Source organism: Halpernia humi (assembly GCF_900108025.1).
Taxonomy (GTDB): Bacteria; Bacteroidota; Bacteroidia; order Flavobacteriales; family Weeksellaceae; genus Halpernia; species Halpernia humi.
In genome coordinates this window covers 13470-30530 of record NZ_FNUS01000001.1, presented here as the reverse complement: position 1 = coordinate 30530, position 17061 = coordinate 13470, and the positions used below count along the sequence as shown (strand labels likewise).

General features: G+C 30.8%; 16 protein-coding genes. 5 read left to right on the top strand and 11 right to left on the bottom strand.

Annotated features, from left to right (window positions below; genetic code table 11):
* Positions 1 to 78 precede the first annotated feature (78 nt).
* Positions 79 to 1203 (top strand): ABC transporter permease, encoded by a 1125-nt coding sequence (locus C4S29_RS00155; RefSeq protein ID WP_103912108.1) that lies wholly within the window; start codon positions 79 to 81, stop codon positions 1201 to 1203.
* 135 nt (positions 1204 to 1338) lie between these two features.
* Here C4S29_RS00155 and mazG read toward each other — a convergent pair whose 3' ends face one another.
* From mazG to ruvX, 5 genes are all read right to left on the bottom strand, one after another.
* Positions 1339 to 2106: a nucleoside triphosphate pyrophosphohydrolase gene (gene mazG / locus C4S29_RS00150; protein WP_103912107.1), complete on the bottom strand. Its 768-nt coding sequence runs from the start codon at positions 2104 to 2106 to the stop codon at positions 1339 to 1341.
* A gap of 77 nt (positions 2107 to 2183) precedes the next feature.
* Positions 2184 to 2594, bottom strand: coding sequence for a hypothetical protein (locus C4S29_RS00145; RefSeq protein ID WP_103912106.1), 411 nt, complete (start codon positions 2592 to 2594; stop codon positions 2184 to 2186).
* A gap of 146 nt (positions 2595 to 2740) precedes the next feature.
* Positions 2741 to 3295: a DUF5606 family protein gene (locus C4S29_RS00140; protein ID WP_103912105.1), complete on the bottom strand. Its 555-nt coding sequence runs from the start codon at positions 3293 to 3295 to the stop codon at positions 2741 to 2743.
* A gap of 54 nt (positions 3296 to 3349) precedes the next feature.
* Complete coding sequence (gene def, locus C4S29_RS00135; protein WP_103912104.1) at positions 3350 to 3922, bottom strand: peptide deformylase; 573 nt, start codon at positions 3920 to 3922, stop codon at positions 3350 to 3352.
* 2 nt (positions 3923 to 3924) lie between these two features.
* Positions 3925 to 4335: a Holliday junction resolvase RuvX gene (gene ruvX, locus C4S29_RS00130; protein ID WP_103912103.1), complete on the bottom strand. Its 411-nt coding sequence runs from the start codon at positions 4333 to 4335 to the stop codon at positions 3925 to 3927.
* A 219-nt stretch (positions 4336 to 4554) separates the two neighbouring features.
* Here ruvX and C4S29_RS00125 point away from each other — a divergent pair, with 219 nt between their 5' ends.
* Entirely contained in the window at positions 4555 to 5031 is a 477-nt protein-coding gene (locus C4S29_RS00125; protein WP_103912102.1) for a SixA phosphatase family protein, read from the top strand.
* Between the two features lie 562 nt (positions 5032 to 5593).
* Here C4S29_RS00125 and C4S29_RS00115 read toward each other — a convergent pair.
* A complete protein-coding gene (locus tag C4S29_RS00115) occupies positions 5594 to 7135 on the bottom strand; it encodes a serine hydrolase (RefSeq protein ID WP_103912100.1) in 1542 nt (513 codons plus the stop codon).
* Between the two features lie 129 nt (positions 7136 to 7264).
* Here C4S29_RS00115 and C4S29_RS00110 point away from each other — a divergent pair, with 129 nt between their 5' ends.
* Complete coding sequence (locus C4S29_RS00110; RefSeq protein ID WP_103912099.1) at positions 7265 to 7996, top strand: PmeII family type II restriction endonuclease; 732 nt, start codon at positions 7265 to 7267, stop codon at positions 7994 to 7996.
* Here the strand turns inward: C4S29_RS00110 and dcm are convergent.
* Positions 7969 to 9210 carry a DNA (cytosine-5-)-methyltransferase gene (dcm, locus tag C4S29_RS00105; protein ID WP_103912098.1) on the bottom strand — a complete coding sequence of 414 codons (1242 nt, stop codon included), beginning with the start codon at positions 9208 to 9210 and terminating at the stop codon, positions 7969 to 7971. The two genes, C4S29_RS00110 and dcm, sit on opposite strands and share 28 nt — an antisense overlap.
* Positions 9211 to 9324: 114 nt before the next feature.
* On the opposite strand from dcm, the gene pyrF reads away from it, so the two are divergent.
* Positions 9325 to 10683, top strand: a complete 1359-nt coding sequence (gene pyrF, locus C4S29_RS00100; protein WP_103912097.1) for an orotidine-5'-phosphate decarboxylase — start codon at positions 9325 to 9327, stop codon at positions 10681 to 10683.
* 18 nt (positions 10684 to 10701) lie between these two features.
* Here the strand turns inward: pyrF and C4S29_RS00095 are convergent, their stop codons facing one another.
* Complete coding sequence (locus C4S29_RS00095; RefSeq protein WP_233740450.1) at positions 10702 to 11502, bottom strand: DUF4846 domain-containing protein; 801 nt, start codon at positions 11500 to 11502, stop codon at positions 10702 to 10704.
* Positions 11503 to 11648: 146 nt separating this feature from the next.
* Between C4S29_RS00095 and C4S29_RS00090 the strand changes: the two genes are divergently transcribed.
* Positions 11649 to 14471 (top strand): gluzincin family metallopeptidase, encoded by a 2823-nt coding sequence (locus C4S29_RS00090; protein ID WP_233740449.1) that lies wholly within the window; start codon positions 11649 to 11651, stop codon positions 14469 to 14471.
* Here the strand turns inward: C4S29_RS00090 and C4S29_RS00085 are convergent.
* The 3 genes from C4S29_RS00085 to C4S29_RS00075 form a co-directional block, all read right to left on the bottom strand.
* The gene (locus C4S29_RS00085; protein WP_103912094.1) at positions 14468 to 15028 is read right to left on the bottom strand and encodes a hypothetical protein; all 561 of its coding nucleotides are present in this window, start codon (positions 15026 to 15028) and stop codon (positions 14468 to 14470) included. The two genes, C4S29_RS00090 and C4S29_RS00085, sit on opposite strands and share 4 nt — an antisense overlap.
* 86 nt (positions 15029 to 15114) lie before the next feature.
* Positions 15115 to 15930 (bottom strand): T9SS type A sorting domain-containing protein, encoded by an 816-nt coding sequence (locus tag C4S29_RS00080; RefSeq protein WP_103912093.1) that lies wholly within the window; start codon positions 15928 to 15930, stop codon positions 15115 to 15117.
* A 93-nt stretch (positions 15931 to 16023) separates the two neighbouring features.
* Complete coding sequence (locus tag C4S29_RS00075; RefSeq protein WP_103912092.1) at positions 16024 to 16761, bottom strand: T9SS type A sorting domain-containing protein; 738 nt, start codon at positions 16759 to 16761, stop codon at positions 16024 to 16026.
* Between the last annotated feature and the right edge of the window lie 300 nt (positions 16762 to 17061).

Below are 17061 nucleotides of genomic sequence, written 5' to 3'. Positions count from 1 at the left end.
TTAAACTTTATACATAATACTTCTTACATAATACTTCTTATATAATCCTTCTTACATAATATCTACTTAAAAAACAAAATGTTTAGAACATTATTCATATTAATAAAAAAAGAATTCCTGCAAATATTCAGGAACAAATCCATTTTAGCCATCATTTTCGTGATGCCTGTAATGCAATTGGTAATTCTTCCTTTGGCGGCAAATTATGAAATAAAAGACATAAAAATTGCCATCGTAGATCACGATAAATCCACAGAATCCCGAGAACTCATCCGAACAATCACCGCTTCAGGATATTTCAAAATCGTGGGTTATGGAGAAAGTTATCCAAAATCTTACGAGCAAATAGAAAAAGACAAAGTAGATTTAATCATTGAAATTCCCAATAATTTCGAGAAAGATTTAGTTCGGGAAAACAAAGAAAAAGTTTTACTCGCCATCAATGCCATCAATGGAACAAAAGCCGGACTTTCTGCAAGTTATCTCGCCCAAATTTTACAAAATTACAATCAGCAAATTCAGGTGAAAATGAATCCTGAAATAGAAACGGCGAAGAAAAATTCTGGCGTAGAAATCGTGCCCAATTTTTGGTTTAATGAAAATTATAACTACAGACTTTCCCTTGTTCCCGGTATATTGGTTTTTTTGGTAACCTTGATTAGCACATATTTAACGGCTTTAAACATCGTTCAGGAAAAAGAAATCGGCACCATTGAACAAATAAATGTATCACCGATTAAAAAGCGTGATTTTATTATGGGGAAACTCATTCCGTTTTGGATTTTGTCTATGGTCGCTTTTAGCATCGGTCTTTTGGTTACAATTTTTGTTTACAAAATACAAATGCAAGGTAGTTTTCTACTTTTGTATGCCTTTCTTTCTGTTTATTTAATTGCGATTTTAGGATTGGGACTTTTGGCCTCAGTTTATAGCGAAACGCAGCAGCAAGCGATGTTTATGGTTTTTTTCTTTATGATGATTTTCATTTTGATGAGCGGGCTTTTCACGCCGATAGAAAGTATGGCTGAGTGGGCGCGGTATATTGCAAAAGCAAATCCCGTCACTTACGGTGTAGAAGGAATTCGATTAATTATGCTAAAAAACAGCGGTTTTATGGATTTATTGCCCCATTTTGCCTACATCACAGGTTTGGGAATTGTGGGAATTTCTTGGGCAATGTTGCGCTATAAAAAAACGAGTTAGTGAGAACAGGCCTTGAGGTGTGTTATTAAATAACCACAAAGACAAAAAAGTGCGCTTTAAAGTTTATTTCTAAAAACTAAAAAACATAGAAATGAAAAAAAATCTTTGTAAATCTTTGAAATTTATGAAAAAATTTTATTCTCCTTTCTTAGCTTCTTCCCATAATTCATCCATTTCGTCTAAACTTAAATTTTGAAGTTTTAAGTTTTTTTCTAAAGCCAAATTCTCCATTAATTGAAATCGTTTCAGAAATTTATTATTGGTTTTTTCTAATGCAGAATCAGGATTTAAGCCGTTCATTCGGGCGTAATTTATTAATGAAAAAAAGACGTCGCCTAATTCTTGTTCTTTTTTTTCTAATTCAGTTTCTGCGTGAAATTCTTCTAACTCCTCTTCCACTTTTTTCCAAGCATCTTCCGGATTATGAAATTCAAAGCCAATTCCTTTTACTTTATCTTGCATTCTAAAGGCTTTTATCAAAGAAGGTAAACTTTTTGGAACGCCGCCCAAAACCGATTTATTGCCTTCTTTTAATTTTAATTTTTCCCAGTTTTGCTTTACTTCTTCTTCATTTTTCACCTCAACATCACCATAAATATGTGGATGACGAAAAATTAATTTTTCATTTAAAGATTTTACCACTTCACCGATATCAAACGCATTTTCTTCACTTCCAATTTTTGAATAAAAAACCAAATGCAGTAAAACATCGCCAATTTCCTTTTTTATTTCCTGTAAATCATTTGCAATAATGGCATCAGATAATTCATAAGTTTCCTCCAAAGTTAATGGCCGCAAAGTTTCTAAAGTTTGCACTTTATCCCACGGACATTTTGCGCGCAAATCTTCCATAATATCTAAAAGTTGATTAAAATACTCGAGTTGTTCTTTTCTGGAAGTCATTACTTTTAGGTTTTAGTTTTAATAAAAAAACGGCAAAGATTATAAACTTTGCCGAATTAAAAATATTTAAAAAAAATTTATTGTTTTGCTTGCGTTACTTTTACAGAATCAAAATAATCTCCTTGTTCCACTCTTACAACCAAAATTCTCTCAACATTTGCAGTATTTTGATTCATAGAAATAATGATTTTTTTTCCATCTTCTTTACGTTCAACTGTAAAATCGGAGTGCGAAAACAAGAAGTTTTTAGAAAATCGATCAATGTTCTGCAAATCTATTATTTTTCCATTTAAAGAAATGCTGTCTAACCACCAATTTGTTGATTGAGTTGAAATTATAATAGAATTTGAACCAGAACTTAAAGTTGCTGTTTTATCAGAAAGTTTAATATTATCTTCCCATTTTCCGATGGCTGGTTCGGTTCTGTCGCAAGAAATTACAAAACAGCCAAGAAATAAAAATGATAAATAAAAAATTATTTTTTTCATCTGTAGATATTTATTGTTTTTTTTTAGGTCATATGCAATCGCTCAATGTTAATAGGTGTTTGCGCTTGCAAATCATGGCGATTTCATAATATATTCATAAAAAACAATTTTTATTCAAAATACAGAGCAATTTTTCATCCTAAAAATTACCCCATTTTTCTATGCGTACTTTTCGCTGTAGATTTTGCGGAAGAAGTAGATTTTACTTTTGGTGTCACCGTTTTTTCTTTCTTTGGTGCAGTTTTCTTGGCTTCTTTTTTTTCTATTGATGGTTTTTCAACTTCGGTTTCTTCGTTGCTTTCTTCTTTCACAAAACTTTCTGGCGTGATGTATCCTGCTTTTTCTAGTAAATTATACCATTGTGCTAGTTTTTTAATATCAGAAACATAAACGCGGTCTTTGTCATAATCTGGTAAAACTTCTGCCATAAAAGTGCGAAGTTCTGCATCGGTAGATTTATGAGAAATGGTTGCTTTATAATTCTCTTTTTTGGCCACATTTTCTAAAACTTCAAATAAAGGCACTTCTTTATCGAAAGTAAACATTGCAATATTATCTAAAAGACTTACTTGGGAAGAATTGGAAATACTCGCTTTTTTCTTGGTTGTAATATCTTCTATTATAAATCCATTTTTTAATTGGGATACCAATTTAAAAAGTCCTGGTTTGCCAGAAATTGAGATTATTTTTTCTAATTGCATAATATTTTTTTGATTAAATTTTGGTCTATATTTTTTTAAAATAATTAAAATTTCCTACTTCGGAAACCTCATTTTATAATTTACATTCACTTCACCGTGAGAAATCTTCGTTAGTTTGCCTTTTACCATTTTTTTCTTTAAAGAACTCAAATGATCGGTAAAAAGTATGCCTTCAATATGGTCATATTCATGCTGAATAACGCGAGCGCGCATATCCGAAAAAGTATCGGTGTGTTTATTGAAATTTTCATCGTAATACTCAATCGTAATGGTTTCGTGCCTTGCTACATCTTCGCGAACTTCTGGTATGGAAAGGCAACCTTCATTAAATTTCCAAACTTCGCCTGTTTCTTCCAGAATAGTCGCATTGATGAAAACCTTTTTAAAATTTTTCAATTCTGTGGCAATATCCGCATAATCTTCATCTTCAGCCAAAGGCGATAAATCGACCACAAAAAGTCGTAAATCTAAACCGACTTGTGGCGCAGCTAAGCCAATGCCATTCGCTTCATCCATAGTTTCAAACATATTTGAAACCAAGTCTTTCAAGCCTGGATAATCTTGCGAAATATCTTTTCCCTTTTTTCTTAAAACCGGGTCTCCAAATGCCCGAATTGGTAATATCATGTTTATTTCTGTTCTAAAAAGTTTTGCAAAATTATGGTTGCACTTACTTTGTCTATTAAACCTTTTTCTTCCCTTTTCTTTTTGGTTTTCCCACTTTGGCTAATGAAAAAACTTGCCATTTTTGAGGTAAATCTTTCATCTAAACGAAAAACTTTTATTTCTGGAAATTCTACTTTAAATTTTTCTATAAATTTTAAAATATCAGTTTCCACTTCGTTCAAATTGCCTTTTAAATCTAAAGGTTGCCCAATCACCAATTCATCAACTTTATTATTTTTAATATAATTTTTTAAAAAATTTAAAAGTTCAATCGTCGGAATTGTTGGCAAACCACTCGCAATTATTTTTAAATCATCGGTTTCCGCAAGACCACATCTTACCTTTCCATAATCAATTGCAAGCGTTTTTCCCATCAGATTGCAAATTTACTAAATTTTAGCAAAACCATGAATTTTAATGTTTTACTTTGAATATAAAATTCAAATAATTATTTAAATTTAGATTGCTAATAAATAGACCTGTATGATAAATTTCATACACTTTTTTATATTTTTTTTTGCCACATTTGTATATAATTTCAAATTAAACTAAATTATCAAAAATATTCAAAAACAAAATAAATAATCCAATAGATGAAAACCCTAATATTAATTCGCCACGCTAAAAGTGATTGGCCAGAAAATACTGAAGATTTAGATAGACCTTTGGCGCAATCTGGAATTAATGAGGCAGAAAAAATGGCGAAATATTTTCTGGATAAAGAAATTAAAATTGATTATTTTCTGGCAAGTCCGGCAACTAGAACAGTAGAAACCTGCGAAATTTTTTCTAAACACTATGAAAAATCTTTTGAAACTGCAGAAAAATTATACCATCCTTCGGAAAAAAATGTTCTTTCTGTTATTTTTTCTTTAGATGATGAAAATGATTCTGTTGCCCTGTTTTCGCACAATAACGGTATTTCAAATTTTGCAAATTCTTTAACAGATGAAATTATTCACTTCCCCACTTGCGGCGTTGCGATTTATAATATCGATTGCGAACAATGGTCTGAATTTGAAAATGCTAGCAAAAAAATAGTAGCATTTTATAAACCGAATTCGATTTAATTTTATGTAAAGATTTCACGCAATGAGCGCAAAGGTTTTTTCGATTTAATTTTATTTAAAGATTTCACGCAATGAGCGCAAAGGTCAATATTGATTTTAAACAAAGTTTATTAATATATATTTTTAAATTTTCTGTAAAGATAAATTTCAAAAATAATTCTAAAACATTCTAAAATAGTTGCAATTATAAAAAATGGTTTTACAAAATCTTTAGATTCTTTAAAAAAAATTGAAATAAACCAAAAAGAATAAATTGCAAAATAAATTCTAAATGGGAATTGAATAAAATTTAGAATTAAGCCTTTTTTAGTTTTCCAAATTAAAAATATTGCAGATAAAACAAATGAAAATAAAAGAATTAAAAATAAAATATGTAAAAAATCGAAAATAAACATTTCGAGCAAAATAGACATTTTAAAACAAGTTAAAATGTCCAGAAATGCTAAAAAATAAATAATTAATTTCGATTTCATGAGTCAATATTTTAACTTTTTCAAACTTTAAAAAGGCTTAATTTAACCTTAAAAAGCATAAATCTTTTGTGCCTTTTGTGGTTTAAACTTTATTTCACTTTCTGCAAATCCAAATCTTGAAAATCAAAACTAAAATCTGTAACGTCTGAAAGTGGTTTTATTTTAGCAGAAGTAGCATTTCCGTTTTCATCAAAATTAAAAATGATAAATTCATCGGCATCGTAACTTTGATTATCTAATTTTACAATAAATGTATTTTCAGAATAAGGTAAAAGCGTTCCCACTAAATGCGGCGAATTTTTTGGAAGAAAACGGTAAATATTTCCCTCTTTTTTAATTTCAACATCACCAAACCATTTGTCTTTATAAGTTCCGACGAATTGAGAATCTTTTGGCTCTAAATCGGTTTTAGCAAAAGCAGCAGATTTTGCAAAAACTTCTTGTTTTCCCTTCTCTATTTTAGCATTATAATTTTGCATTCTATCGCTATAAGTTTTCAGCCAATTTCTGTCTTTCAAACCTAAATAAGAATCTTTTATGGTGTTTGTAATCGTGTTAAATGCCGCGCCACTTTGTTGGTTTGTCAAAACTACAATTCCTAATTTCATATCTGGAATTAAAGTAAATTGCGTTACCGTTCCAATTAATCCGCCTGTGTGTTGCACTTGAAAATGACCTTTTACATCGCTTAAAAACCAACCCATTCCGTAACCATAAAAATGCGTGTCGTAAGGGTTTTTTAAAGCCACAGAAATCGGTCGCTGAATTTCCCAGATTTGCTGAATTTGTTTATCTGAAACTAATTTTTTCCCATCTTTAGTTGTAAAACCATTCATTAAGAAATCTGCCCAAGTCGTCATATCTTTTATGTTGCTCATAATTCCGCCTGCTGCGTTTGCGGTTTCGTTCCAATCGTGAGGCACTTGAACGGCTTTTCCGTTAATTGGCGCGTGTGCATCGATTTTATTTGTTACATTTTTTGCGCGGTTATAACTTCCAAAACTTGATGTCATTCCGACAGGTTTCATAATTTTTTGTTCAATAAAATCTGCCCATTCCATCCCAGAAACTCTGTGAATCACTTCTCCTGCAACAATAAACATGATGTTGTTATACTCCATTCCATCGCGGAAAGAATAAGTTGGTTTTAAATATTTTACTTTATTAATGATGTCTTCAACGGTAAATGGACCGCCTTCTGGGAAAAACATTAAATCTCCTGCTCCTAAACCTAAACCAGCGCGATGCGTCACCAAATCTTTAATCGTTACTTCTTGGCTTGGATAAGCGTCATACATTTTAAATTCTGGGATATATTTCGACACTTTATCGTCCCAATTTAGTTTTCCTTCGTCGGCAAGCATCGCCAAAGCAGTTACTGTGAAACCTTTAGAATTGGACGCAATTCCGACCAAAGTATTTTCATCCATTGGTTTTTTTGTGGTTAAAGAAGCCACGCCAAAACCTTTGGCATAAATGAGTTTTCCATCTTTTATAATCCCAACTGACATTCCCGGAACGTCGAAGGTTTTTAAAGTATTTTGGATTAAATCATCTAATTTCTTTTCATCAACTTGAGAAAAAGCAAAAACTGAAATCAGTAAAAAAAATAATGGATAAAAGCGTTTCATTGTAATTTATTTTAAAAACGTCTCAAAGGTAAGATTTTTAGAGAGAAATTAAATTAGAAGATTTTAGAAATTCATTATTAGAAAATTATTAGTACTGTTTTTTACTATATTTACAAAATAATATAAAGAATGAAAGTTAAAACTCAAGAAGAAACCACTAAAGAAATTGTTGAATATTTCAAGACTTATATTTTTGAAAATCATATTTCAGCATCATTAAACAGAAATTGTAAACTTAAAAACTACAATATAAATCCTATTGTTGTAAAATATTTATCCAAAATTTTAGAAAATGCTTATACACCAATTGGAGTTGCAAAAGCCTTATATTATCCAAGAGTTTTAGGAACTTCAATAAATACTTCGTTTGGAACAAGAATTCAAAATATGTTTGTTGATTTAAAAATTGCCGAAGGTTCGTTAATAAATGGAATGGATATAGAATTTTTAGATAAAATTGACAATCGTAGAAAATGGTGTCAATTAAAATCTGGACCAAACACCATTAATTCTGAAGATGTAAAACCTTTGATAAAAAAATTTACAAATACAATAAATCTGGCAAGAACAAATAAAGCATTTAAAAATATAAATAATACCGATTTTATTGTTGGTGTTCTTTACGGCGAACTAGATGAATTGAGTATGCATTATAAAGTAATCGACAAAAGTCATCCAGTAATTATTGGAAAAGAATTTTGGCATAGAATTACCGGTTTTCCAAATTTTTATGATGGATTGGTAGAGAATCTTCAAATATTAATCGAGAATATTGATACCCAAAATTTAATTAATAAAGGTGTTGAAAAATTAGCCAAAGAAATAGAAAATTCTCAACTTTTTAATTTTAAAGAGCCATAATAAGCATTCAAGAATTTTATAATTGAAAAGCCGACTTCCTTACCTAAATTAACTGGAACTGCGTTACCAATTTGTTTATATTGTTGTGCAACTGAACCTTCAAATTTCCAATCGTCTGGAAAAGTCTGAATTCTAGCATATTCTCTAACCGTAAACGGTCGAGTTTCTTCTGGATGACATCTTTCTGTTTGTTTTTGTGCAGGACTGCAAGTTAAAGTAAGACAAGGTTCGTCCCAACCAATTCTCCTTGCAATTCCAGTTTTTCCGCCACCAAGATGAAAACTTCCACCCATAAATTCTTTTTGAATATTTATAGGTAAATCTCTCCAATAACCTTTTGGCGGCACTAAATCTAAAACATCTATTTTGCTTTTTGGGTATTTTGAACCTTCAGATTTTGGAACATCACAATCGTATAATTCGCCCTTTTTTAAAGCGTCTCTTAAATTATAAATTTTTTTATACGGTTTCGGATATTCATATTCTAACTCAATATCTTTTCTAATTCCAACTAAAATTAAACGCTCTCTTTTCTGAGGAACATTAAAATTAATTGCTTTCAGAACTTGTACAGGAACAACATTATAACCTATTTCATCTAAAATAGAAATCATTCCTTGAAGCGTTTTCCCTTTTTCGTGACTTAATAAACCACGAACATTTTCACCGATACAAATTGGCGGATTTACTTCTTTTACAACTCTTGCAAATTCATAAAACAAAGTTCCTCTTGCGTCAGCCAATCCTAATTTTTTTCCTGCATAACTAAATGCTTGACAAGGAAAACCTCCGGTTACAATATCAATTTTATTTTGATATTTTTTAAAAGTAAAATTTTTAATATCTCCTTCTAAAACATTCCAATTTGGTCTATTTTTTCTTAAAGTATTGCAAGCCCATTTATCAATTTCATTTAAAACCACACATTTTAATCCAGCCTTCTCTAGCCCAATTGCTAAACCACCTGCGCCTGCAAAAAGTTCTAGGACGGTGTAATCATTATCTGGTGCTACATAATTTGAAAAATTTTCTTCAATATTATTTTCCAAAAAATCCGCAAATAGTGTATCCACATCAGATTTTCTATAAACTCTATAGTTACTTACTGGTTCTCTGACTGCAATTAATTTTCCTTCATTATCCCATCTTCGCAAAGTTTCTTTACTTTTACCAATATATTCAGATGTTTCTGAAAGTGTCATATATTCATTCATAACCAAATTGTTTAACCTTACACAATGGTTACAAATTTATAATATTTTAATTGATTTAACAAAGCATTCTTTTCCTAAATCTAAAAAATCTTAACTTTGCATTAAACAAAAAGAATGAGCAATAATGAAAGTTTTTTATTAGAATGTTATCAGTTAGGAATAATTAAATTTGGGAAATTTACCTTGAAAAGCGGCATAGAAAGTCCATTTTATGTAGATTTAAGACCACTCGCTTCAGACCCGAAAATTCTAAAAAAACTTTCCTCTTTTTTGCTAGAATTAGTTTCAAAAGAAAATTTTGATTTAATCTGCGGCGTTCCTTACGCAGCACTTCCGATGGCAACTGCGATGTCTTTGGAAAGTGATTTGCCATTAATTATCAAAAGAAAAGAAGCCAAAACTTACGGTACAAAAAAATTAATTGAAGGAATTTTCAGTAAAGGGCAAAATTGTCTTTTGGTGGAAGATGTAATTACCAGCGGAAAATCTTTATTAGAAACAATTCCCGAGATTGAAAATGAAGGAATTTCTGTTTCTGACATTGTCGTGGTTTTAGATAGAGAGCAAGGCGGAAAAGAACTTTTAGAAGCAAAAGGTTTTAAAGTTCATTCCCTTTTTAACATTACTGAAGTTTGCGAAATTCTAAGAAAAAATAATTTAATTTCTGAAGAAGAAATTTCCAGAATTAATGATTTTCTAAAGGGAAATCAGGTGAAATTTGCAGAAGAAAAACGTTTGACTTATGAGCAAAAATTAGAAAATGCCAACCATCATTTTTCTAAAAAAATCCTTGAAATTGCCATTGAAAAAAAATCAAATTTAATTGCTTCCGCTGATGTTTTAACGACTAAAGAACTTTTAGATTTCGCTGAAAAAGTAGGACCAAATATTGTCGCACTGAAAACGCACATCGATATTTTGACGGATTTTGATTTTGACGAAACCGTCTTGCCTTTAAAAGATTTAGCGACAAAATATAACTTTCTTTTAATGGAAGACCGGAAATTTGCAGACATCGGAAATACGCAAGAATTGCAATTTTCTAATGGAATTTATAAAATTTCTTCTTGGGCAGATTTGGTAACTTCACAAGTGATTGGTGGCGAAACTTCCTTAGATTGCTTTCTGAATGTAGGCGTTATTGCAATTATAGGAATGTCTTCTAAAGGCACTTTAACCAGTTCAGATTATCGTGAAGAGGCTTTAAAAATTGCACAAAACCATCCAAATGTAATTGGTGGCGTTTCTCAAAATAAAATTCCTGATGACCTTTTGCTTTTCACTCCGGGCGTTAATTTAGAAACAAAAGACGATAATAAGGGGCAACAATATAACACGCCGGAACATGTTTTTAAAAATTTACAAACCGATTTTATCATTGTTGGGCGCGGCATTTACAAAGCAAACGATGTGGAAAAAGCAACTCTAGAATACAAAATTGCAGGTTGGAATGCCTACATGAATCTGATATAACTTAAAATAATTTAGCACTCACAATTTACTCCGAAACCTTTTAATAGAAGTCGGTATAAAAATATATTTTGCTGTAATGGTTTTTGGCGAATTCACATCCAATTCATACCACGGCGAAATCTTTTTATTTGTAGGATTGATTAAAATATGAATGTCTTGCGCAGGCATATAACTTTCTGCTAAAAGGTATAATTTTTTACCCAAATTATTTTTTGCAACGCCCACAATGATCACAGAATGCCCCGGACTTCCAGGTTTTATCAGGAAATCACCAGTTTTTATATCTTCGTTTTTAGTAATTAAGTTACTTTCTTTATCTAAAGAAATGGTTCCTGCATAATTGAAAACCAAGTTTAAATAATTTCTAAAATTGCTGTAAGAGCTATCAAATTTTTCACTTTTCACAAATTTCACGCGGTCTTTTATTTCAATGGTTCGGATGCCTTTTTCATAATCCTTCCAAGACAGAAATTGGCCGCTCGTGAAATGGAAACCAATTTGATCAAATTTTTTATTAACAAAAAGATATTCCGCGTAGAGCCGAATCCACGCATCGGCGCACTGTTGCAGATTTCTGTCGCCCACATCAATTTTTAAAACAGCAACATGGTTGAACTGTTTTTCAATAGGTATTTTGCGAAAATCCCGAACTGGAAAATTTTGCGGATATAGGGGGAAATTAATTAAAAAATCGCCAAATGATTGCGGCGATTCTGCAACCCAAGAGAAGCCTTTCGGTGGCTGAAATCTGGTTCTAATGGTTTGTTTTGTGGTATCAATTTTCAACAAACGCGTTGTTTCCTGAACTTGGGCATTCAAATGGGAAACGATTAAAAAAATAAAATAAAATTTTAAAAATCTGCTTTTCAAGGTAAACACGTATTTAATATTAAAGGTAGAAAAATTTCACGAAACTTCTTTTTTTTTACTATAATAGATTTATATTTGAAATTCTATAAATGCAAATGCGAAACACTCTCTTTCTGGCTTTTTTATTTTTTGGTTTCACTTCTCTCTTTTCACAGAAAGATTCTATAGAGGTGAAAGCTACTTTGGGCGCAGATTTACGAACTTTAAAAGTTAATCAGACTATTTTTTATCATAATAATTTGAATGAAAGTATTTCAAAAATTAAACTATTAAACTGGATTGCCGCCTACAAAAATAAGAAAACACCTTTGGCTCACAGAAAATTAGAAGATAGAAAAAGTGACCTATATTTTGCCAAAAAAGACCAATTAGGACGACTTGAAAATTTGACTATTTCGCTCGAAAATGAGTTTCAAAACATCAATAATTTAGAGGAAGAAAATATTTACATCAATTTAAAAAAACCTTTAGAGGCAGGAAAATCTATAAAAATAGTTCTAAATTACCAATTGAAACTCCCGCTAAATTATTTCACGGGATATGGTGCCTCTGCAAATGAAATTATACTAAAATATTTCTTCATTGTTCCCGATACTTTTGAAGATAGCGACCAATTTTCTAGAAATTATCAAGATATAGAAGAGACGGAAAACGCTGATACTTTTTGGGATATAAAACTAGAATATCCACCATTTTATTCGGCGGAAAGCAATTTGCAAAAATTAGATCAAAACCATTTTATCGGGAAATTATCGGTAGATCCAGAAATTCTAATCAGCAGATTTCCTACCTCAAACGAATTTAATTTTAATATTGAAAATTCACCGGTGAAATTATATTTCGCCTATCCTATTTCTGCGCTTGAAAAGGCAAATATGGAGTTCTACCTTCCGCTGCAATTAAAGTTAATTAAAGATAAAATAGGTTTTTTGCCCACAAAAATCTTTATTGATGAAAAATTCAGAAAAAAAGAAAAATTTTTTGGTGATGATGATATTAAATTTTGGAAGTTTAATTACCAATTGTTTTCGGATGCAAAAAAGGTAGATTTAGATTATTTCAGTATTATTTCAAAAAATATATTAAACCAAAGTTTTATTACGGATAAAATAAAAGACCATTGGTTTAAAAATGGTTTAAAGACTTATCTGGAAATTGAATATTTAAAAAAATATTATAAAGACACTAAACTTTTGGGCCAACTTCCAGATCAAGTGACCATATTTGGTTTAAAACCTCTGAAATTATTCTACGCATCAGATTTATCACTTTCAGAGCGTTATGGCTTGGCTTACAATTATATTGCTGGCAAAAATTTAGATCAAAAAATTACAACGCCTTACACAGGTTTGAGTAATTTTAATGATTTGGCGATCAGTAATTTTGAGATGGGAAGCATTTTAAATTTTGTAGCCGAAAAAATGGAAATTGATCAATTTGATGATTTTCTTAAGCAATATTTTAATAAAAATTTGGGTCAAAAAATTGACACTAAAGATTTTTTAGACCAAATGGCTGTGAAATCGCAATACAGTTCTTCGTTTGTACAAAAATTTATCGCCCATAAAAATAGAAATAATTTTAAAATAAAAAGCGTAAAAAAAGTAGAGGATAATTTTCTGGTAAGAATTAAAAAAAACACTGATTTAGCCTTGCCGTTTCTCTTGCAAACGGAAACTAAAAATGGCCAAAAACAAACCTACTTTTATGATACTCCTGCAAAAAAAACAGATATAAAGTATAATATTCCGCAAAAAAGTGCCAATAAAATAGTTTTGAACGATGATTATATTTTCCCGGAAAAAAATTATCGAGACAATTATATTTACACCAAGGGCTTGTTCGCCAATATGAAGAAGATTAGGTTTAAAATTTTTCAGGACATTCCTAACCCAGAATACAATGAAATTTTTGTAAATCCAAAATTGACTTTTAACGCTTACGATAAAGTTTTACTAGGTTTAAATTTTAAAAACAAATCTTTGTTTGATCAGCAATTTGTGTATTCAATTACGCCTTATTACAGCACAGGAACGAATGAAATTGCGGGTTCTGGCGGGGTTTCTTATAATTTCATGCCTCCAGAAAGTTTTTATCAAAATCTTACTTTAGGCGTTTCGGGTGCTTATTTTCATTATAATTTTGATTTGGCTTATCGCAAGATTTCTGCGTTTGCTAACATTAATTTTACAAAAAACCCAAGAAGTACTATCAGCAGAAATTTAGGTTTTTCATATTCATTTTTTGACCGTGATTTAGATCCTAAAAGATTGAACAATAATGATTATACCAATTATGAACTTTATAGTTTAGGCTATAACTATGGCGATAGTAAGTTGATACACGAAAAATTTATTAGTGGAAATATTCAGGCGATGAAAGATTTTCAAAAAATTTCTGCCGAAGCGTTTTACCGTTGGGAATATGCCCAAAATAAAAAAATTAGTTTCAGGCTTTTTGCTGGCTATTTTTTGAAAAATTCTACGAAAAATAATTTTTTTGATTATGGCATTTCAAAAGTTTCGAACTATACTTTTTCTTACGGATTAATCGGCCAAAGTGCGACAGAAGGCCTACTTTCTCAACAATTTATTTTGGCTGATGGCGGTTTTAAATCTTATGTAGGACGGTCTGTAAACCAATGGATTACGAGCGCCAATATAGACGCTCATGTTTGGAAATTATTTAATGTTTATGCTGACGCAGGCGTTTATAAAAACAAATTTCAAAACCCAGATTTTATTTGGGATAGTGGTGTAAAAGTGAAAATTATTCCAGATTTTCTAGAGGTTTATTTTCCAATTCAATCTTCTTTAGGTTTTGAACCTGGCTTCAAAGATTATGGCAGTAGAATACGTTTTACTTTGGTTTTGAGTATCAATGCAATTTCGAACTATTTCAGACGTGGCTGGTATTAGTTTACTTTTATATCATCAATATCTAAATTATATGGAGCTTCTTTACCGATTTTTATAGCAAAAAAATTACTCGAACTATCTCTGCTAATGTCTTTTAAACTTGCACAATTTAAAGTTACTTTTACATATTTTCCATTAGTATTTATCACGCCAGCATAATTGTTATTATCTGCAACTTCAATTGTAGCATCTGCTTTTAAATCACCAATATTAAATTTATAAGAAGAGCCGTCTGTTTTGTAAAGATTGATAGATAAAGATTTGTCTGCTGTTCCTTTTACCATAAACGTAATGTCTTTGATAGTTGCAGGAAGTGTTTCCGTTCCGTTCGCGGTGAAAACATAATCATTTCTATCTGTTGTGGTAGAAATTTTCAGGGCAGCAGAATCTCCCACGCCATTTCCGGCATCTTGTGTGGCGTAAGATTTCAGGCCATAATTGTTTAGACTTTTGGTGAAGTCTGCAAAGTTTTCAAAGTCAGAACCCTTGAAAGCATTTGTTTGTGCAGATGCAAAAGAGAGCGTGCAGATTGTGGTAATTAAAAATAACTTTTTCATCTTAAATTTTTTATCAATATTACTAAATTTTAGCCAAAAAAAAACTGTTTCATAAAAGAAACAGTTTTTTTATCAAAACTTTTATTTTAGTTTTTAATGATTTTTTGTGAAACTGTTTCACCATCTACTTTTCCTGTAACAATGTAAACACCTTTGGTTAAAGAAGAAATATTTAAAGGAGAATTTTCATTTACAGAGGCACTTTTTACAACTTGCCCGTTCATATTTAAAATTTGAATATCAGATTTACCTGCAAATGAAATTGTATTAGAAACATTTGTATTTTTCACTAGGGATTTCTTTGCTTTTGTAAGATCTGCAACTGCTAAATTTCCATCTACGATTTTAATATCATCAATGTCTATATTGAATAATGCATTTTTTCCTGCTTTCACGGCAAAGAAATTTTTCGTAGGATCTTCATTAATATTTGCTAAACCAGTTAAAGGCAAAGTAACTTTCACATAAGCACCACCAGTATTGATTGTACCGATATAATCGTTAGATGCCGATACTGCCAATGTTACTGGAGATGTAGATAAATCTCCTAAGTTAAACACATAATAAGAACCATCTGTCATATAAACATTGAAAGACAAAGATTTGCCACCAGACACACCTTTTACCATTAAGGTAATTTCTTTCTTATTTGTAGGAAGTGGTGCTGTTGCCAAAGCAGTGAAAACATAATCATTTCCAGTTGGCGTTGCGTTAATATTTAGAGAAGCAGAGCCGCCAACTCCTAGCCCCACACCTTGCGTAGCATAAGCTTTTAAACCATAAGAATTTATACTATTAGTAAAATCTGTAAAGTTTTCAAAGTCTGATCCTTTAAAAGCATTGGTTTGTGCACTTGCGATTGCAATCACCGATACGGCTAAAATTGTAAAGATTTTTTTCATTTTAAATAATTTTAATTAAATATTGAGATTGTAAAGCTACAAAAAAACTGCTTCATAAAAATGAAACAGTTCAAAATTAACATTTAATTAATTTTAGTTTTTAATAATTTTTTGTGAAATTTTTCTGCCATCTACAACACCAGTTACGATATAAAATCCTTTTGCAAGACCAGAAACATCCAATAAAGTTCCGTTATCAACTTGTGCAGATTTTACAACTTGCCCGTTTGTATTTACGATTTGCACATTTGCTTTTGCTGCAAAATATAAACTGTTTTTTACGGAAGTATTTTTTACCAAACTTACTTTTGTAGAATTTACATCACCTACTGCTAAAGTGCTATTAGTGTAAGTTACGCTTAGAGTTTGTATACGTAATTGCGTAGTTGCGCCACTTACAGCATTTTTAACTTCTAAAGAAGAACTAGCATTTATACCAGATATTGTATAAGAACTGCCAGTAGCAGCAATAGTTACAGGCGCTCCACCATCTACGCTGTATGTAAGAGATGGTGTGTAAGTAGCAGAAACAGAATTAATAACTAAATCTGTAATTTCTTTACCACTTGTTGGGACTAAAGTAATGCTATTACCATTTCCATCGGCACTATTCGCATAAAACCTAAGCGCAGAACCGGAATTATAGTAGGTTGGTGCAGTACCACTTCCATTTTGAGCTGTAGTAAAAGACACATTAGAATCAATTGTACCAGCAGAAACGGCTTGCGCATTTGTATAGCCTTGCGCAGAAAAGTCAAATGCAACTGTTGTTTGTGCAATTGCTGTTGCTGAAAACATTGCAATTGCGACTAAAGAATAAAGTTTTTTCATAATTAAAAAGTTAATATTTGATAACAAAATTAACAAAAATTAGAGAAAGCAAAATAATTTTAATGTGAATTTTAAGTTAAATAATAATAACTGAAATTTTACTACTTTCACAGCACTTTTAATTTAATATTTGGCAAAAAAAATTCTATTTATTCTATTTTGTTCATTTGGGTTTTCTTTAGGATTTTCCCAAATATTCACATGGAAAAACCCCAATATTAAAAATGATTCTATATCAAAAGACAGCCTTATTTCACAAAAAATTGAGAAAGATTATTTCACAAAAGACACTTTAGATTT